Annotated in this window: 16 protein-coding genes; 8 read left to right on the forward strand and 8 right to left on the reverse strand. The window is 39.0% G+C overall.

The window, feature by feature from the left end; genetic code table 11:
• Positions 1-102: 102 nt before the first annotated feature.
• Entirely contained in the window at positions 103-4,143 is a 4,041-nt protein-coding gene (locus MUG87_RS19600; protein ID WP_281503647.1) for a S8 family serine peptidase, read from the forward strand.
• A gap of 96 nt (positions 4,144-4,239) precedes the next feature.
• Here the strand turns inward: MUG87_RS19600 and MUG87_RS11240 are convergent, their stop codons facing one another.
• The 3 genes from MUG87_RS11240 to MUG87_RS11250 form a co-directional block, all read right to left on the reverse strand.
• The gene (locus MUG87_RS11240) at positions 4,240-5,115 is read right to left on the reverse strand and encodes an aldose 1-epimerase family protein (protein ID WP_247082125.1); all 876 of its coding nucleotides are present in this window, start codon (positions 5,113-5,115) and stop codon (positions 4,240-4,242) included.
• Positions 5,116-5,528: 413 nt separating this feature from the next.
• Positions 5,529-6,389, reverse strand: a complete 861-nt coding sequence (locus MUG87_RS11245) for a helix-turn-helix domain-containing protein (protein ID WP_247087660.1) — start codon at positions 6,387-6,389, stop codon at positions 5,529-5,531.
• Positions 6,390-7,326: 937 nt separating this feature from the next.
• Positions 7,327-8,019, reverse strand: a complete 693-nt coding sequence (locus MUG87_RS11250; protein WP_247082127.1) for a YknW family membrane protein — start codon at positions 8,017-8,019, stop codon at positions 7,327-7,329.
• A gap of 344 nt (positions 8,020-8,363) precedes the next feature.
• Here MUG87_RS11250 and MUG87_RS11255 point away from each other — a divergent pair, with 344 nt between their 5' ends.
• The 6 genes from MUG87_RS11255 to MUG87_RS11280 all read left to right on the forward strand — a co-directional run bounded on the left by MUG87_RS11255 (position 8,364) and on the right by MUG87_RS11280 (position 12,990).
• Positions 8,364-9,035: a winged helix-turn-helix domain-containing protein gene (locus MUG87_RS11255; RefSeq protein WP_247082129.1), complete on the forward strand. Its 672-nt coding sequence runs from the start codon at positions 8,364-8,366 to the stop codon at positions 9,033-9,035.
• 160 nt (positions 9,036-9,195) lie between these two features.
• Entirely contained in the window at positions 9,196-9,387 is a 192-nt protein-coding gene (locus MUG87_RS11260) for a hypothetical protein (protein ID WP_247082131.1), read from the forward strand.
• Between the two features lie 27 nt (positions 9,388-9,414).
• The gene (locus MUG87_RS11265) at positions 9,415-9,609 is read left to right on the forward strand and encodes a hypothetical protein (RefSeq protein ID WP_247082133.1); all 195 of its coding nucleotides are present in this window, start codon (positions 9,415-9,417) and stop codon (positions 9,607-9,609) included.
• 1,469 nt (positions 9,610-11,078) lie between these two features.
• Positions 11,079-11,591, forward strand: a complete 513-nt coding sequence (locus MUG87_RS11270; protein ID WP_247082135.1) for a stage II sporulation protein M — start codon at positions 11,079-11,081, stop codon at positions 11,589-11,591.
• Between the two features lie 12 nt (positions 11,592-11,603).
• Entirely contained in the window at positions 11,604-12,260 is a 657-nt protein-coding gene (locus MUG87_RS11275; RefSeq protein ID WP_247082137.1) for an ABC transporter ATP-binding protein, read from the forward strand.
• 397 nt (positions 12,261-12,657) lie between these two features.
• The gene (locus MUG87_RS11280; protein ID WP_247082139.1) at positions 12,658-12,990 is read left to right on the forward strand and encodes a hypothetical protein; all 333 of its coding nucleotides are present in this window, start codon (positions 12,658-12,660) and stop codon (positions 12,988-12,990) included.
• 24 nt (positions 12,991-13,014) lie between these two features.
• Here MUG87_RS11280 and yidC read toward each other — a convergent pair whose 3' ends face one another.
• From yidC to MUG87_RS11295, 3 genes are all read right to left on the reverse strand, one after another.
• Entirely contained in the window at positions 13,015-13,797 is a 783-nt protein-coding gene (gene yidC / locus MUG87_RS11285) for a membrane protein insertase YidC (RefSeq protein WP_247082141.1), read from the reverse strand.
• A gap of 142 nt (positions 13,798-13,939) precedes the next feature.
• Positions 13,940-14,644, reverse strand: coding sequence for a DUF6904 family protein (locus tag MUG87_RS11290; protein ID WP_247082143.1), 705 nt, complete (start codon positions 14,642-14,644; stop codon positions 13,940-13,942).
• 307 nt (positions 14,645-14,951) lie between these two features.
• Positions 14,952-15,701 (reverse strand): DUF6904 family protein, encoded by a 750-nt coding sequence (locus MUG87_RS11295; RefSeq protein WP_247082145.1) that lies wholly within the window; start codon positions 15,699-15,701, stop codon positions 14,952-14,954.
• Between the two features lie 340 nt (positions 15,702-16,041).
• On the opposite strand from MUG87_RS11295, the gene MUG87_RS11300 reads away from it, so the two are divergent.
• Complete coding sequence (locus MUG87_RS11300; protein WP_247082147.1) at positions 16,042-18,081, forward strand: SpoIID/LytB domain-containing protein; 2,040 nt, start codon at positions 16,042-16,044, stop codon at positions 18,079-18,081.
• A gap of 567 nt (positions 18,082-18,648) precedes the next feature.
• On the opposite strand, the gene galU is transcribed toward MUG87_RS11300, so the two are convergent.
• Both galU and fabZ read right to left on the reverse strand, forming a co-directional pair.
• A complete protein-coding gene (galU, locus tag MUG87_RS11305) occupies positions 18,649-19,536 on the reverse strand; it encodes a UTP--glucose-1-phosphate uridylyltransferase GalU (RefSeq protein ID WP_247082149.1) in 888 nt (295 codons plus the stop codon).
• 345 nt (positions 19,537-19,881) lie between these two features.
• A complete protein-coding gene (gene fabZ, locus MUG87_RS11310; RefSeq protein ID WP_124565930.1) occupies positions 19,882-20,316 on the reverse strand; it encodes a 3-hydroxyacyl-ACP dehydratase FabZ in 435 nt (144 codons plus the stop codon).
• Positions 20,317-20,775: the final 459 nt, after the last annotated feature.

The raw sequence follows: 20,775 nt of genomic DNA on the forward strand, positions 1-20,775 counted from the left end.
TAACCCAATAGGCATATTCCCGCTTCCATGTTACATTGAAAGAAATGTACAGCACGGACACTATCACCTATGTTTCTATGAAAACGACAAGGAGGAAAGACATTGAAAAAGAAAGTAACCTCAGCACTTTTGGCGGCTGCAATGATGACCGGTACCTTTATTCCTGCTGCAACGCCAACTGTTGGACATGCCCAAACGTATTCCACCATCGAGCAAGCACTCAGTCAGCTAACACCTGAGGAGCGCCGTGCGATTCAAACCTTGTCCGCTTCTGCAGCTTCAGGGCTTCAGCTCTCTCCAGACATTGATTTGACAAGTAAGGAAGAGGTTTCTGTTATCGTCGAATTTAAAAATAAGCCTGCGAAAACAGCGGTTTTACTGGAAAAGCTAAATGGGAAAGAAATAAGTATCACAGATGCACAAGAACGTGTGGAAGCAGATCACGCTGCATTCCGAAAGGATTTTGATTCTCTTTCTATAAAAGGAAAGATGATAAGGTCCTACAAACAGGTATATAACGGTGTAGCCGTAACCTTACCTGCAAACCAAGTCAAACATTTGCTGCAATCTAAGGCTGTTAAAAGCGTATGGGAAAATCGCTCTGTTCAATTGGATTTGCCTCCTGCAACCGAAGAAGCAAAAGCGACGGCATATACAGGCACCCATCCGCATACCACACTTGGTGTTGATAAACTTCACCAGGAAGGATTAACAGGAAAGGGGGTTAAGATTGGTGTTTTGGATTCTGGCATGGATTATAATCACCCTGACTTAAAAGATGCTTATGAGGGCGGATACGACTTTGTGGATGATGACAGTGATCCAATGGAGGCAACATATCAGCAATGGGAGGAGTCCGGAAAGCCAAAGTACAGTGGCGGCTGGCCTTACTATACTTATCACGGCACACACGTAGCAGGTATCATTGCCGGACAGCAGAAAAGCGACGCAGTATTTGCGACAAAAGGAGTGGCACCGGATGCCGATCTATTTGCCTATCGCGTGCTTGGTCCATACGGGCTGGGCTGGACAGATGATATTGTAGGTGGTATCGAACAATCTGTGAAAGATAAAATGGATATTATTAACCTATCACTTGGCAACAGCTCAAACAGCCCATTCGAGCCATTGGCGGTGGCAATCAACAACGCTGTCCTCGCTGGTGTAACAGCAGTATTGGCTGCCGGAAACGGGGGGTCCAATTTATATACAGTTGGTTCTCCTGCCACGTCTCCGCTGGCCATTACGGTCGGATCAACAGACACAGAGGTGGCACTGCCTTCCTTTATCGGCACCTTCAAAGTGGGTTCTCAGCAAATCACAACCGAAACACAATACCTAACAACAGGCTTTGGTATTAATATGCGTGCACTAAAGGGACAAACCCTCGGCATCGTACATGTAAATCGTGGGACAGAACAAGATTATGCAGGTGTTGACGTAACGGGAAAAATTGCGCTTGTATCCACAGGAGGTAATACACTTCAAGAAAAAGTATTGCTCGCAAAAGCAAAAGGTGCAAAAGCCATTTTCATTTACAGAGAAACAGATAACGGCTACGTAGCGGACACATTGCTAGAGCTACCCGAACACATACCTTCCCAGATTATTAAAGGTGAGCAAGGGCGCGCTTTCAAAAGCATGCTGCAAGCAGGTGAAGGCACCTTCACATTTGATCAAGTGAAAGAACGTGTACTCACTTCCGATGACAAACTGTCCTTCTATAGCTCGCGGGGACCAGCACGCAGTACCTATGATATCAAACCGGAAATCGTGGCACCAGGCGGCAACATCATGTCAACCGTTCCAAGTTACCACTGGGGCAAAGGATATATCGGCGATTACAAGCTGGCTTATGATCAACTTTCAGGCACATCTATGGCAACACCGCATGTAGCTGGCATTGCGGCACTTTTGCTGCAGGCTAATCCAAAACAAAGTCCGTCTGATATTAAGAGCGCTTTAATGAACACGGCGGACGCACTGAAAAGCCAAAACAGTGTCTATGAAATCGGTGCAGGACGCGTTGATGCATACGAAGCAGCACACGCTAATGCTGCATTTACCATTGCCGATGAAACCTTTACAATTGGAAGTAATCATAAAGAACGTCTCATCAAAGAAATTACAGGTGCACTAAGCTACGGCACGTTCTTTGATACAGGCGCTGTGATTGAAGCAGAAAGAACGATTTCGATTGAAAACAATAGTGAAGAAGACAAAACATACAAAGTGAAAGTGAACTACCAAGCACTTAAAGGTTCCTTACCGGCAGAGGAAAACGGGGTTGTATTAGAAACAACTTCTTCTGTCACGGTAAAAGCAGGCAGTAAAGATGGGGTAAATGCAAAGCTGCATATCCCAATCACAGCCAAAAACGGCACCTATGAAGGTTATGTTACATTCACAAACATAAACAGTCCAGACGAAACCTATCAAGTTCCGTTTGCAGCGCGTAAAGTTCAGGAAGGCGTTGCCTTTGTCAATATGACAGACATACTTACCACCATCCGTAACCCAGGAGACGTCGGAAACACCGTTATGACACAGTTAAGCGGCTCGTTCCAGCTAAACTCCCATATGAAATCCGTGGACACCTTCCTTACAAATGCTGAAGGACAAGACCTTGGTTTTATTGGAAGCATGGACGGCACTTGGATTGGGGAAAACACACAGATTTCTCTTTACAACGTATTTGATGGCAAGTATTACCCGTTTACCAATGATAAAGAAAAGCCAATTGCTTACGAAACAAGAGTGGCTGAACCAGGCTCTTATAAAATTAAATTTGTCTTTACGGATGATAAAGGAAAAGACACCATTATTGAAAAGCCATTTATTCTAGACCATGAGGCACCAACTGTTGAAGCAAGCCTAGCAGAAGGCATTATTGAAATCGAACCCGCCCTTTCTACAGTTGCATTCAGCGGAAACGTATATGACAAACAAATTGAAGAAGCGGCAGCGTCCGGTGCAGCGGTCACACAAGGTAACAATAAATTGTTTATTCGTGATCAAAACGGCTACCCGCAGCAGTACACACTTGATCCAAGTGGAAATTTCCAAGTAAACCGTAACTTCCCAACCTACTTGAAAGTATTACCGCTTACTGTTTTTGCGAAGGATCGCGCTGGTTCTACCTCTACACAAAAGGAATATTTCTTTGTTAGAAAAGGAACGAATTATATCTCGACTGTAGCTAATCAAAAGGATGTACAATCGGGTGATTCTATTACCTTTACATCAACAATTCACAACAGCACAAGCTGGACAGAAGCCAAATGGACCTATCAGTTTAATAAAAATGTCATTACAGTGGAAAGCATCGAAGTGCCAGCAGAATGGCAAAGCCAAATTGCCTTGGAGAAAACAGAAACAGCAAGCGGTATTACCATTACATTGAAATCTCTTGACGGCGCTATTCCGGCAGCGGATAAAATGCCACTGCTGCAGGTAAAAGCGAAGGCAAAAGACGATAAATATATCGATCAATATGTTACATTAACAGCAGCAAGTCCTGTTTTCACAAAAGAAGACGGTACAAAAATAAATGCGGGCGCAGCGCAGCCATCCGTCAAAGTACAGCCGAAGCACTCGCAGCTTTACGGCGACCTGAACGGTGAAGCCATTTATACGCGCGATGGCTTTGGAAATCTTCTAACCACATATGTTGATTACTTAGCCCTCGGTGCAACTGTGAAAGTGAAGGATGAGAGTGGGAATGTCTACGAAGGTAAAATTCTAAAGGATGCGAAATTTATTGTGGATGGTCTTCCTTCTGACCGTAGAACCTTAACGTTTGAATTAGATGTACCAAGTCACTTCACTGTTCAAAAGACTGTTACCATCGGAAAGCCAAACAGCATGCCGCAGCAACAATACCTAACCTTTAAACCGGCTCTAGCTGGTGATGTTAACAAGGACAACGTCATTGATATTGACGATGCCATATATGTAAAAGAGCATTGGAGCTCAGCTGATCGCCAAGCCGACATCAACTTTGACGGCAAGGTCGATCAAAAGGATATGAGCTATATCCAAGCGAACTACCTATTGGAAAACCAGATGGTCACACCATCGAAAAAACCGCGCGAAAAAGCGGAAAGCAAAACTCTTTCTGATATTCTGAGCAACCTACAATAGCTCTTGAATATAACCATTATCGATTTGGGTGAACCCCTCCTTGCAGGGTCGGTAATGGTCTGGAAGCAGCAATCTCCTGAGAGATTGCTGCATTTTTTATTGAAATGCGATTATATATTCCGATTGAAACGTTTCTCCGGCTTCAAGCACATTGACCCCAAGCTTCTCCTTCATATTGCCGGAAGTCTCATACGTATCTGCTATACCGTACCACGGTTCTATGCAAACAAATGGTGCCATTGTACCATCGCTCTCGTTATACTTCGACCAGATGCCGACGAACGGAAAGCCAGAAAGTGTTACCTTTACGCCGTGATGGGATGCATTTGTCATTGTCACGGTGTTGATATTGTCATAAACGAGAGCGTCACCTGCAAATAAAGACGGTGCTATCGTAATGGCCTCCAATGACTTTACCGTACATTTTCCCGCAATGAGCGCGTCCTTTAGCTCGTATTGATGCACCTGCTTCCCTGCCGAAGCAGTCATCTGCAGCGTATAGTCGCCTGCTTGCTCGTTTTCCAAAAGCGGAATACGAAATGCCGGATGGCCGCCAATTGAAAAATACATCTTCTCCTCGTTTTGATTTTCTACCTCCCAGCGAATCTGCAGCGAAGCCTCTTGCAGTATGTACTGAATGGTCACTTTAAACTCATACGGATATACCGCCGCAAAACGGCCGGCAGATTCACATACAAACGAAATACTATCATCCTTCTGCTCCGCTACCTGAAACACAACATCCCGCAAAAAGCCGTGCTGCGGCAGCTCGTATGTTTGACCATCGAGCTGATACTGGTTGTCCTTTAGTCGACCGACAATGGGAAACAAGACAGGAGATACACGGCCCCAGTAGGTACTGTCACCTGTCCACATATAACTAAGACCATTTTTCTTATGAAGTACATTGCGCATCTCCGCACCAAGCTCCGCGATCGTTACTTTCAGCCAATTATTTTCAATTACATGCATTATTTTCACCCTTTCTTTTTTTGATTATACCTAAAATGCTTGATACAAGCTAAAAGTGGAAAGTTTGCAAAAATATTCGTTTATTAGTTAAAATAAAAAGGTTATATGATAAATGAAAGAATAAGAACTTTCATGAAATTACCGATGTTGCCTCTAGGGGAATGTCTTACATACTCTTAAACAAACGTTTGATTAGCTATTTTACTGTACATATAATTTAGTTCAGTGCCAATCTTCCTGTTCTGCTGAACATACCAATATAATTCGCATGAGCTTCCACAATCTTATATGTATGTTGCTTGACGCTTCCTATCTCAACTCAGCAAAAAACGTATGCGCCTGTAAACACATACGTTTTTTGACTTTATTCCAATCTAAAAAAATCCTATTTCTAAAATTAAATACATGCAAACTTATAGCATGCTGATATTATTATGGACGAATTCCGAAAACGTATAATTTTGTTGAAGTTCAAAAATAGTGGCTGCTTTTTGCATAAATTGTACAGCTCTTTCTTTTTCATTTAAATGGTGCCAATTGACACCTTGCTGATAATGCAATTCTCCAAATAAATACAACGTTTCTTGCTTAAGACATTCCTTAATACCAAGATCTATATAATCAACTGATTCCGTAAACTTTTGAATGGCAGTTAACGATTTAGATAACCCGTATAAGACCCTGATTTTGACTTTATATGATTCCTCATGCTCCGTATGAATTAACTGCAATGCTTTCGTATAGGTTTCTATTGATTCTTCATATTTTTTAGTCTCATTATAGATAATTCCAATGCTATTTAATATTTCAATTTCTCGCTCTGTAGCAAAATGTGGCGTTCGGGATGTCATTCTCAAAGCGGTTTTAAGGAAAGATATAGCTTTCTCTTCATTTCTCTCTAAATAATACACGCAAACACCTTCATGCCATAAAAAAAACTGTTGACTGTCTATATCTTGAAAGATTTGTTTATCTTTTTCACGCTTAATAAGAGCAGCTACTTCCCCATAATTACGATTTCTGACTTGCTTTCTCATTTCAGCCTTTATATTTTTCATATACTCTAGTTGAGGGGATTGTGCCACGTTGAAAAAATAATTGATATCTATACCTAATTTTTTTGCAATTTTATAAAGAGTGACTGAAGAAGGATTTTCTTTTCCGCTCTCAATTTTACTAAGTTGTGCTTGTGAACATATGCCTTCGACCAGCTCTTTTTGTGTATATCCCAAAGCTTTTCTCACATCCTTAATAATAAGGCCAATCTGTTCCACATCCAATACTTGTTCCTCCAAACCTTACTTTTACTATTCTTTTATTATATTTGATATATTACCTTTAATAAATTGGGGGATGTATCCTTACAAAAGAATTATACACTATATAAAATATTGTATTTCATAATTCTATGAATAGAGCTTTTCTCAGTAACAGAAATTCTGTTATTGTTATGTTTTAACCAAAATTCTGCCGTACATTCGCAATAGAATATGAATTCTTATCATAAATGGAGAAGTTTTTAAAGATAGGCTCAGTTAAAGTTCGTTGTTGACTTCCATTTTCGCGGGCAGTCAGGGAGTCTCCTCAGTGCTATACGCCTGCGGTTCCTCCCTTTGACTTGCTTTGTCTCATCCCCTTCACTTCAATCAACCAGTGGTAATTACAACCGAAAGATAAAACAAAGTGCCACAAAACCTATTAAAAATATTTTCAGGAAAAATAGGATAGGAGCATACAGTCCACTCCAATAACTTACATCAAACGGGTCACAGATTGAATAACTGAAATATCACTCCCTGTTCTTATACATTGCTCTAGAAACAGGGCATCATTCTTGTCGGGTCTATCTTTTAAGACGAGTACATATTTTCAAAATTTGTTAAAATTTCAAAAAAATGTTTATTTTTTTAGCTTTTTATGTAAAATAAGGAATGGAGTATTCATTTATCACAATAAGGAGGATTTTGTAATGCGTAAATTTTTGACACTTTTCTTTGCTCTAATTGTAATGTTCACTTTAATAAGGTTAACACCTAATGCTATTCAATTAGTTATAGAGGAGTTACCTAACCAACATACCCTTCCAATAGATTTATATATCTAATACATCTTTATTTGAAAAGGAGATTTTCTAGTAAACTAGAAATCTCCTTTTTTTATGAATTGTACGTTTTACTTTACTACCTCTTCCTATTCCCCTTCAGCCTCCTATCATTTAAACGAAGTCAATGTCATCCCATTAATGATATTAAAGAACAGTAAGATTGCGAAAAATAAAAACGCTGTAAACCATGCAAAAGACTTTGGAAAGTCTGCTACAATTAGAAGACCTTTTGCTCTTAAAATAAAGTGCCAAATTGCAAAAATTTCGATTCCATTTAAAAATCCAAATAATCCACCCTCAGGTTCTACCAACCCTCCAAAACTCGTTACATAAAAGGGCATGGATCCATCAATAAAATACTTAATTAAACCATTAACCCAAATTGAAATCACAGTAATAATCATAATATGAATATTTAAAGATAACAATTGCTTGAACTTCACATCTGAACTTGTAAATTTCGCCAAAAATAACTGAACACCTGAAGATACAAACAGGTATACGAACGGGATGAGTCCACCAGCTGCTATAATAGATATTCTCGTGAAAGTGACGAGAAATTCCTCGGAGCCTTTGGGAACATCTCCTTGGAGAAGAAAGTTAGTGTCAAGGGAAAATGCTGTAATAATTGTGCCCGTCATTTGCAATACAAATATAATGACTAAAGGAAAAACTATGATTGGATTACGTTTCATTCTCTCAAAATTTTGTAACGGTGCAAAAATGGTTCCTAAGAGCGTTGGGCGTTCCCTATCTACCTTTGCCGTCTCAACTTTAACTCCCAAAATATTCTCTCTCATCTTATCACTTCTCCTTATACCAATTATAAAATATTCCTTAAAGAATTAAATATGATTCGAAACCATATAAAATCCTTTATAAATCCTGAAATTCTTTTCAATAAAGGTTTATATCGGTATCGAAAAAAATAACTTTAAGAATATTATTTACTATTTCATCGTTTTAATTGTAAAATAACAACAACTACTTAATCTTATACTACTTAAAAATCCATTCATCTTTATGTTATTATCTTACAGTTTCGAATTCAAAATCAATACATATTTGTTTGACTTATATGTAATATTCCTTTAGGAATTAAATTTATAGCCAATCTGTAAAAGCAGAAGAATAGGAGGAGAAAATGAACTTAGTCGTTATATCTCAAAACAGTTTATTGATATCTTTACTAAGAACTGTACTCAATAACACAAAGGTTCAAATAGAAGTCTTAAAAAACCCCATTAGCTATAATACTCTTCATCTCCCTCCCTCTAGTAGTAGGGAAGCTGCACTAATAATTGACACACAACTATTGGACGAAGCTGCAGCGCAACGTTGGATGGATTTTGCAAAAATTTCCAAGAATCCTATTTTGCTGGTCAACACGGAATATCAAACTCCTGAGGACATTATTAGTGTTCAAAAATCTATTCTTTATTTATCTAACCCTTTACTATCTCTAGGGAATTTGGATGCAATTAAAGAACATGAGGAAAACCACTCTGAGAAACATGCACTAGATTTATATTTGGATACAGATGTCATTTTTGACATTTCTAATCTTTGTGTATTAAAAAAAGGAGAAAAAATTCCTCTGACCAATCTGGAGGCAAAAATTTTGTTATTTCTTTATAAAAATTTAAATCAAATTATTGAAACAAATATTTTGATGGAAAAAGCAGAATTGTCAAATAGCGCAAGTTTATATGTCCATATTAAAAACTTAAGGAACAAGATTGAAAAGAACCCTCAAAGCCCAGCCATTCTAAAGACAGCTCGAAAAAAAGGATATATTCTATCAATCAAACCTTAAGAAAGAATACATCCATATATATGAAACCTAAAGAAAAACTATATTGTATTAAAATGTAATTAATGTTAAATTTTAGATATTGGTAGTAAGCATTTCTTCAAAACGAGTACATAGTTACAGTGCTTATTTTCCTAAAAACAATCAGAATGGGGGCAAAAACATGGAACATTTCGTAGGGCATTTGGTTTCAAAGTTAGGATTGGATCAAGAGGTATCATTGGCAATCGTAGCTCTGTTAGGATCTGCTGGTGCAGCCGCTGTAGTGGCAGCTTGGCCTTTCTTGGCACCTTTCGTTCTAACACTTCGTGGTATTTTAGCGGTAGCGGGAACTGCTGCAGCTGTAGGGTTCTAAAAATTTAATTACTGGAGGTAACCAATCATGGTTGAAAAACTTACTGGGTTATTAGTAGGCACTCTTGGCGTTGAGAAACAAGTAGCTGTCGCAATTGCTGGATTAATTGCATCCGGTGGCGTATGGTACGCAGTAATCGCGTATCCGTTCTTGGCACCTTTTGTTGCGACAATTCAAGGTGTCATTGCAATTGCAGGTACAGCAGGAATAATAGGTTGGTAACTGTTGAATATGAAGAAAAATCTCCCTGCATATAAAAAGGTCATCCCTCTTTATATGCGGGGGGATTTTCGTGCGCAAGGAATTGTCCCCAAAACTACATTAGGGAAGATTCTATTATGTATATCTACCTTATGCTATCTCATTCCTGTATACCTGTACCTAGAAAAAAATTACAGCTTTTATAATCCACAACACCTAGATGCACTAGTGCCCTTTATATTTTTATTGTTATTCGGTTTATACATATTCAACTCATTAGGCGTAGGGGCTTTGACCGACACCTCTAGTAGAGCTGAAATTCAGTCATTGCGTCAGCTACCCATACAAGTAAAGGACTTATTAAATATTCGTATATTTATGGGTTTTTGTAGAGGTTACTTGTTCAATATAGTTTTCATACCGCCGGTGGCTTTGGCAATTATTGTGAATCAAGGTATATTTTCAGAATCATTGTTTTGCTCCTTACTATCTTTTTTATGTTTGCCATTGTTCCCATCCCTAATCGGAACTTTTCTGAACCTGAATTCCAAAACCCCAAACTTGCAAATCTGGGTAATTGTATTATGTGTGTTTATATTTGCCGGCTTCACTTTCTTACCGTCAATACATGATATACCAGCTCCACTCACAAAGGTCGTTTTAATAATGTCCTATCCTATTTGGGCCATTCTAGGACATTTAGATATCTGGCATACGCTAGCATTTATAAGCGTTTGTATTATACTGTCTCTCTTCATGCTCATGTTAATTTATCATGCTTACACTGAAAATACACAAAAAGGCATTAAAGTCGCATGGCATGAACGTTTATCTTCTCTTATTATAAACAGAAGCCAAAAGGGATTAGTTCTTTATCTCTCAATTGTATTGGGTAGAATATCACTTTTACATGTATGCATGGCATTTATTGTTGTGGGTACCATGTCATATATCACTATGTGGTCCATACACGATATTCCAAGCAACTTTATTAAAAGGGTGATACTTTCCTTCACCTCGGTATCTATACCTATTTTATTGATTTTTATTATCCTTAAGATTTCTATTGGTAAAATTGAGGAGCATAAAAGGTTACACTATCTGCCGATACCTTATCAGTGGCATTTACTTATCCCCCTTTGTTGTTCTGTATGCATTATAAGTTTCATGTTGTTCATATGGGGGATTGTGTTGATGCAAGCGTTTAAGATTTCTTTTATCTTGTATTACTTAGGTTTTACGTCATTGGGCTCTCTAAGTATAAGTACTATCTTAATTCACTTACTATTCAGCCCGAGAAAACTCACAGCTAGCTTATATTTATTTCTGTTTATAAACATAAAATCTTTCATTCTAGTAACTGTTTCAATTTTCTTGAACGAACCTCTTTTCACTTTGTTGACGAGCGCTTTAATTGATATCGTCTATTTTGGATATTATGTAAAATTCGTGATGTATCAAAACTATATGACCTACTTGGAGGTTGACCAATGATTAAAAAAATGCCATGGTATTCACTTATAGTTACTCTGGTGTATATTTTAGGTGCCGCAATTGGAGCCTACTCGGCTAGCAAGTTAAATATGGAACTAACTCCAGATCCACAAAAACTAAACTACGACACCGTAATCCTGCATAATTTGAATGTAGTATTGCTGATGGCCGCTGGGATTGTCACACTAGGAATTGGAACACTCTCTATCATTTTCATTAATGGATCATCTTTAGGAATCACATTGGGCGCTTTTGCCGATAAACATTACTTTGGAGACATTGTGATGGCACTAGTTCCACATGGTATTTTTGAAATACCAGCATTTATCATCGCTGCTGCTGGGGATTTATATATATGTGTAGCTATTATCCTTTTGATTATGAGGCGAAAAGAAAATGCCAAAACCAAATTTAAAAGAGGAGTTATGTTTAATGTCGCTGCCGCTGCATTAATTATCGTCGCTGGAATTGTCGAAGTAAGCATGCCTGTGCCGACCATCTCTCAATAAAAAAGAAAGAGGTTGATCCAAATTAAAAATACTGTTTTAGAAGTAAAACATTTACATAAAAGCTATACAGATAAGAAGGTTTTAGAGAATGTTAATCTCTCTATATACGAAGGAGAGTTTGTGGCGCTTAATGGAGAAAATGGCGCAGGGAAATCTACAACATTACATTGCATTCTAGGAATGTTATCTCGAGATTCAGGAGACATCTATGTATCGAATTATCATATAGATATTGAGCCGGTTAAATCTAGACACCTTGTCGGCTTTTCTCCTGATGATCCTTTTTTATATTCGTACCTATCAGGACTAGAGCACCTTAAGCTGTGGGCAGGCTTTCGCGGTCTTGATGAGCAATCCATCAGTTATGGAAGAGCCTTATTACATCACTTAGGATTAAATGACCGCGATCTTCATAATCTGACGAGCACCTATAGCAAAGGTATGAAACAAAAACTCTCCTTTATAGGTGCCATATTTCACAAACCTGCTTTAATTGTGCTAGATGAGCCTTTCACTGCCATGGATCAGGATTCAACTGAAGCGGCCCTTCAACTCCTAGAATCCTTGAAAACACAAAAGTGTAGTATGCTCTTCTCTTCACATCAAGCGAACATTAAAAACAGACTGGCAGATCGATTTTTGACATTAAAAGACGGTCATATTGAATAATACCCATAGAGAAAGGTGAGAGCAATATTGAAATCTCCTCATGATGAAGACATTCTATTTTATGCGTTTTGGATGAAAAGAAATGAAGATGAATCACATATCGCATATGGAGTAGATAGAAACAAATTCATATCTGGCATCACTATTACAATCATTTTAACTGCAATAGTGATTTTTTTATTAATAGCTAATATGCTTTCTCTTATTTTATATGTAAGCATAGGATATGTACTCTACCATTTCCTCTATCTGATATTCATTAGCAAATACATAGGTTGGTATGAGGTAGATCAAAATGGAAGACCCCTTACACTTATAAGCAAAGGATTTTTAGCGCCTCAAATCATTAAAAACCGGGCGCCCGTATCAAAAAAACGTTTTTTACAGGAGGCCAAATATGAATAAAAACAAATACTTATTGCTTCTTATTATCTGCATCAGTACCGCTGTACTTGTTGCAATTGGCATGCCGGAATATTCCAAAGAGGCTGCAAAAAGAGCACAAAATGGCGCATCTTCTCTTATACCTCTTAACGAATTACCCATCATGGTCAATGTTTCTGGCCTGTTATCATTTGTTGTAGCCATTTGGGGTGTCATTATGGCATTTAGAAGAAGACAATGGTTATGGCTCGTCTCCTTCGTGTTTTTAAGCTATCTCTCTGTAGGCATGTATGCCCTTTTAAATTTTATCCGATTGCACAACAAAGAAAAGAAAATTGTAGCATAAAAAAACAGCCATTATAGGCTGTTTTTATGCTTCTTGTCCTCTCATTACTGCTTTAGCTTTTTTATAATAAAACAGTTTCTTTGCAAAAATCGTCTGTACAATTACGAACATACAGCTCATCGCCCAATATAAAGGCAAAGCAGATGGAACAGTCAAACAAATAGAAAACATCATAATCGGAGAAATGAACCCAATGTAAGATAAGTATTTGGGCATATTTTCATTTGCACCCTGATCCTTATTGACAAACACTTGAATGACATACACCATACCTGTGATTAAAGAAAGCGAGAAATCTGGTTTACCTAGTTGCAACCATAAGAACTCATGAGAAGCGATGGCTGGAGACGATTGGATTGCATAATAAACGCCAATTAGGACCACTAGTTGGATTAGAATTGGTAAACATCCCGTCGCGAACGGGTTTACCCCATACTCTTTGTGCAATGCAAGGATTTCCTTATCTCTCTCTTTTGCCAAAGACGGGGTATCTTGGATTTGATCTTTTGTATACTTCTGCTTAACCGCTTGTATCTTCGGCTGCAACACCTTCATTTTCTCTTTTCGAATTGCCTGCATGATGTATTGCTTGACCATCATTGGCATCAACACCAATCTCATAATGAATGTTAATCCAATAATCGCCAAACCATAGCTGTTATCGAAAGCAGCAGCCAAAGACTCAATCGACCAAGTAAGAAACGAGACAAAATGGTTGAACAGTCCCGTCATCCCATTCATCTTGTCACACCCCGCCAAGAATAGAGCAGGTACACTCACCAAAAACACAACTTGCCTTATTCTCATGATAATAAGCTCCTTTATCTATAAGAGTACAATATCATCATAACAATTTATTGTATTTTTGTAAGAATATAAAAAACTTAGATTAAGCTTATTAAAAGCTTTATATCTATGATGAAAGGAAAAGGTGCCTATTACAGACACCTCATCCCCCTACTTCTTCAGGATATCTTACATTTAAACGCACATCCCATGTACAACAGTTTTGTCTAAGTGCCGTCTTGCGAACCGTATGCTGCACATCTTGATAATCGTCTTCTTGCTCGGCAATGCGCCGAGCCGCCTGCGGAATACTTGATAGCCGGTTGTCTGGATCCATATTGAGAAACTCTGCGTTTAACACATCTATGTATTGTCCGGTGTAGCCTCTAATGGAAAAGCCGGGGCTTTGCATCAGGCTGACAACCTCTGCAAAGGTCTCTGGCGGCAGATTCCTTTGAAGACACGTTATCGCAGCCGATTGAAATAAACGAATACACGATGCGGATTCATCCCACTCTGCATACTTGTCCTGTTTGACCAGTTCGTTGAGTGCCATGATGATAAACAACAGCTCCGGCCACAAAATTCGCGTACCGACGTACAGGCTCTTTTGCGGTTCCCAAGACTCTCCGTATGCTGCGGCGAATAAACCTTTATGCAAGTTTAAATACGTAACATCCCGATTCCCCATCAGCGCACCATATAAGTCATAACACAAGCAAAGCAAACGAACCTTTGTGCCGTTATATTGCGGCTCCGTTTCATTCTCCGCAACCTGCTTTAATACCTTGACCAGCATGCCAATATCCCAATGATCACCATAAACCGTTACACCTACACCATCATTTGTTGCCTTCATATGTATCATGGCTCGCCCCTACCTTTCTACAGTTTGGTAAAAAGCTCATTATATACCTATTGTAGCAATGGTGTTTTAAGAGAGTGAAAAGGAATTGTTAAGTTTGGTTATGGAATGTATTCAATTTAGGCACTTGGTATCACATGGCTACCATAATCTTTGAGGTAGAAGAGAAAATCGCCTAGTATAATGATGTTATTGGTTTTGTTGTATTTACATTTGGCTTTGCTGGTGCTGTTTGAGTAGCTACAAATACCGGATTATAAACATATTCTGTAATAGCTGTTACAGTATTTGAGGAGCACTATACCCTCTTCTACCACTCAATTTCTTCCGGATACTCCACATTTAAACGCACATCATCAGGTGGACAGCCATACCGCGCCGCTGCTTCACGGACAATCTCACGGATGTCTTGATAGTCACCGTTCAATTCTGTCAGCCGTTTGGCCATCAAGCTAATGCTTTTCATCCGCTTTTCTTTGTTCATCTGTAAAAACTGCTCGTTCAGAACATCTATGTATTGTGTTATATAACCCCCAACAGAGAAATAGCGGCCGTTCAACATATTCATCGTACGGCTGAACATATTTGGGGTTAATTCTTCCTTAAGACACGATGCGACAGCAGCTTGAAACATACGAACCTGTGCGATATTACGATCCCAGATGTTATGCTTATCCTGCAGATACGTAAAACGATCTTTTGATTGCTTAGCACCGTACAACTTTACAAAATCATTGAGCGCTATCGTAACGAATAACAGCTCGGGCCACAGCATTTGTATCGTCAAATACACATTCTTCTCGCTTGTAATGACGGACATATATTTCATCTTGTCCGCATCCATCCCGTTGTCTATAAACGTAATATCGCGGTCTCCCATCAGCGCATGACGCAAATCATAGCACAGTGCAAACACCCGTATCTTCGCACTATAATAATGAGGGAAATCGTTCTCTTCTCCTGTAACTTCATGCAGTGCTTCATACAGTGCATCAAAGTCTAAAAAGTCACCTGAAATAGTAACACCTGCATAATTCGGTGTTGTGTTGATTTGCAGCATCCCTTCGCCGCCTTTCCATTGTGATACATCTATTGTAGCACATACAAAAAGGAGCTAAACAAACGTTTGATTAGCTCCTTTTCTGCAGTTTCAACCATTATCTTCATACGTATCATGTTTCGTCCTTACCCTTCCAAGGTTTGGTAAAAAGCTAGCTTTATACACTTTGTAACAACCACGTTTTCAGAAAGTATAAAGTTTTATTATAGAGTTGTGCATGTTAACTGGTTATATGACCAAGAATACTGCGAGATTCCTATGCTATAATACGTATAGTAATAGATATGCAAAACTAGTAATCTTTAGAAATAACATACTGAACATAAGGGGAAAAGAAAGAATGAAAAGATTCTATGTACTTTTATTGGTTTTCGCCGTTGTTTTTGCCCATCTTTCTTATTCAACAGACGTGAAGGCTGAAACAATCGAACCAACCATTTCCGTCAAGCTAGTAAACTATTTAGGCAATAAAAGTGAGATTACAATCAAGCCTTCTGGTACCTATTTAGTGAAAGATACGAAGCTGCAGCTCGAGGCGAATGTGGAGTATCAGATTAAAGCCACAAGTGATGGCGTTTCATTACATAAAGGCAGTCAGCATCTAGGTGCATTCACGAGTTTGGAGGTTACACCCTTTAGAAGCAGTTCTATCTTGTGGATTGGTAAGCAAGGTTATTTAGGCAATATTTTATTTACAAATGAAAGCGGAAAGTATGTCCGGCCCATCAATACATTGCCTTTAGAGGATTATGTTAAAGGGGTTGTCCCGATGGAAATGCCCGCTTATTGGAACGCGGAGGCATTAAAGGCGCAAGCGGTGGCTGCTAGAACATATGCGTTAGGTTATATCAATAAGGTCATTGATGATACCATTCGTTATCAGGTATACGGCGGCTATATGAATGATACTTGGTATAAAAACAGCAATCGAGCGGTAGATGAAACATTCGGCCAAGTACTAAAATATCAAGATGCACTGATTAGCGCTGTATTTTCAGCAAGCAACGGCGGAAGAACCGAATCCAATGCAAATGCCTGGGGAAGCACTGCCTTGCCTTACCTGACAATTAAGGGCGATCCCTATGACACTAGCATCTCATGGGAGCTAGCTTTGCAAAAAATGCAAATAGATCTGGCTAATAAAGACTTGAAGAATCCTGGTGCTTGGTGGGACGCGACAAAAGAAACGGATACAAACATCAGCAGTAACATCAAAGCATGGATGCTTGCAAATGGATATGCCGGCAAAGACATTAAAATCGTCAGCATTCCAAAGCTATCATTGTATGCACCCTCATCTGGGGGACGTGTGACGAAAGGTGATATCAGTATTACATACATCATTAAGGATCAATTTGACTCTGCTGGCAAGCTGTCCGTACAGCAGTTGAATTTTACAGGTACAACAGCTGCCAAAATCAGAGCAATCATTGGTAATCGTGTGATATTGAGCTACCTCGTTACCGAGGCAGCTGAGAATGAAGCAACCATTACCATAAAAGGCAATGGTGATGGTCATGGTGTCGGCATGAGCCAGTACGGCGCTAAAAAAATGGGCGAGCTAGGTAAAACGTATCAAGAGATTGTAGCGTTTTATTATACAGGCACTACCCTTTCCTCTGTGTATCAAATCAGACCGGTCACAAAACCACAAGTCAACCCAGTAGGTGACAGCGACAAAGTAGTAACAGGAGCGGCAGGTTCTGATGTAACGATAACAGTAAAGGGCAATGGAAGCATATTAGGAAGCGGGCAAGCAGATGCGGCTGGTGACTTTGCGGTTCCAATTCCTGTTCAAAAAGCGGGCACAAAGCTTACCATCACAGCGAGCGATCAGGCAGGACATGTGAGTGAAGTGACAGAAGCTGTGGTACAAGACAAGGCTCCATTAGCGCCAAACGTGAATATCATTACAGATAAAACTACCGCAGTAACAGGAACTGCGGAAGCCAATACGACTGTCTATGTGAAAGTGGGATCCACTCTTTTAGGTAGAAAAACAGTGGACTCCGCTGGCAGATTTTCTGTTCCTATTTCGGTGCAAAAAGCAGGGACAAAAATACGAGTCGTTGTACGCGACAGCAGCGGCAATTACAGCCCTTACACATCCGTGATGGTGCAGGATAAAACCGCTCCGTTAGCTCCGAAAGTAAATATAATTACAGATCAAGCTACAACCGTAACGGGCACAGCGGAAGCAAATGCGACTGTCTATGTAAAGGTTGGAGCCACTATCCTTGGTAGACAAAAGGTGAATACTGCTGGGGCCTTTTCTGTTTCTATTCCTGTCCAAACAGCAGGGATAAAAGTAAGAGTGGTTGTACGCGACAGCAGTGGCAATTACAGTCCTTATACAACAGTGACAGTGCAATCTATATAAGATAAAAACGGACACGTGTAGATATACACTCTAAACATGGTACAAATGAAAAAACTCCTTATACCGTGATATAGGGAGTTTTTTATATGAACATCTAGAAGGAAGCCTCTGTAATGCCTGCTTACAAAAAACGTGTATGATCAGCATACTGTATATCCACATGAATTAACGATTGTAGCTCGTACCAATAATTATCCAACCAATCCTCTAAACGAGGCTTTTTTATTTCTACAGTACCTTAATCTTACCTTACTCTCCCAAGGGTTTCAAGAGATAAAATGTATGTGCTCATGCTTTCTTTACTAGGCACAAAAGTATTATGTAAACTGGAGCTTGTATATTTCATTTTATATTATTTTAATATAAACGAAACGGATATTAAACCTTTATTTCATCGTCATATTAATTATTTCACAATTAATGTATGCAACCCTCTGTTTTTTGGCGTATATGACCGCATACGTGTTATTTTTTGGTTACTACGATGTTCAGGTTTTCATTCCTTCCCTTTGTTACCTCTTACCCTTTAAAGAAGAAACAGCAAGTATATCCTTGCTGCTTCCTTTTTTACTCACTTACAACTACTTCACGATCTAACATTCCTTGCATTAAACGAAGCACACCTTCTTTTAATTCAGGATGCTGCAGTGCAAACTCAATCGTTGTCTCAATAAAACCAAGCTTCTCTCCTACATCATAGCGTCTACCTTCAAAGTCGTAGGCAAACACGCGCTGAATTTCGTTTAGCTTTTGGATTGCATCCGTTAGCTGAATCTCGCCGCCCGCACCTGTTTCTTGCTTTTCTAAGAAGGCAAAGATTTCTGGCGTTAAAATATAGCGGCCCATGATTGCTAGGTTAGAAGGCGCAGTGCCCTGCTTTGGCTTTTCAACAAAGTTGCGAACACCATAGCGGCGACCTGTTTGGCTAATTGGGTCCACAATGCCATAGCGATGTGTTACGTTTTCTGGTACCGTTTGTACCCCAATCACAGATGATAAGGTACGTTCATATTCATCCATTAACTGACGCAAGCATGGTGTTTCGGCTTGTACAATATCGTCACCAAGCAGGACCGCAAACGGCTCATCACCAATAAACTTACGCGCACACCAAATCGCATGACCTAAGCCTTTTGGTTCTTTTTGGCGAATATAATGAATGTCTACCATTTTAGAAGACTTTTGCACTTCTTCTAGTAGAGCGTATTTTTCTTTTTCTAATAGATTTTGTTCCAGTTCAAACGCATGATCAAAGTGATCTTCAATAGCACGTTTGCCTTTACCTGTTACGATGATGATATCTTCAATACCAGAAGCAACCGCTTCTTCCACTATGTACTGAATCGTTGGCTTGTCCACAATTGGCAGCATTTCTTTCGGCATAGCTTTTGTAGCCGGGAGGAAGCGTGTTCCCAGACCGGCAGCCGGGATAATGGCTTTTTTTACTGTCTTCATATATTCCTCCTACAGCACTTTATGATGAAACTCAAACTAAAACAACCTCTTAAAAATAAAATATTCAGATTTAAGGTTTATGAACCTATTATTTTCTTCAATGAACAGAATCTAATTACCTTTTCATTTAACTTCACATTTAAAAATGTTATAAGCTTTAAAGTATTTAATATTCTTTATAAAGAACATTATAGTTCATATTATATAGAATATAAAGAATAAATTTATCCTAATATTATTATTTAAAACTATACACTTATAATTATAAACATTATATTACCCATTACAATCATTATTTTACATTAATTTAATTTATCTGCGACAAAAAAGACCGCCGCAGCGATCTTATTCCTTCTTATCTCCTAATGCAAATGTAATCTCCGCTTCACATGCCACTTCGCCGTCTACTGTTGCGACTGCCTTTCCTTTTCCGATTGGACCGCGCACGCGTGTAAGCTCAACCTCAAGGCGTAGCTGGTCGCCAGGGCGTACTTGCTTTTTAAAGCGGCAGTTTTCAATGCCGGCAAAAAAGGCGATGCGACCGCGGTTTTCTTCTTTTTTGAGTACAGCTACTGCACCGACCTGCGCTAATGCCTCGACGATAAGAACACCTGGCATTACGGCGTAGCCTGGGAAGTGACCGTTAAAGAATTCTTCATTGGCACTGACATTTTTAATACCGATGGCACGTACGCCTTCTTCGACTTCTAAAATGCGATCTACTAATAAAAACGGATAGCGGTGCGGAATAATTTCTTTAATTTGTTCGATATCCAACATATAATCCACTCCTTTAGTATCTGGTCATAAAAGTTACATACAATTTATATTATCACACTTGTAAGCAAAGAAGTCTATGTAATTTTTCGGATGCATACTAAAAAGCGCACATGAATCACCATGTACGCTAAAATATAAAAAAAATGCACACACTCTTCCGGTTTGCAAATGACGATTTCTCGACAAGTGACACGGAGGCCGAAATGAGCGTGTGACCAAGTTAGGGGAAAGGCAATATGCAGTGTTCATTCATAAATTGAAATGAAGCATCTTGCCTCATGTGTCGTATTCGTCTTTATTATATGACGACTGACAACAAAAAGGAAATGGCAAATATCCCAAAATTGCCGAAATATAGACAATATCTTTCAATTTTGCTTTGTTTTCCTCGAATTTTCTCACGTTTTTATGAAAAGTAAGAAAATTTACTAGATTATTTGAGAAATATATGACTGCTTT

This window comes from Ectobacillus sp. JY-23 (assembly GCF_023022965.1).
GTDB lineage: Bacteria > Bacillota > Bacilli > Bacillales > Bacillaceae_G > Ectobacillus.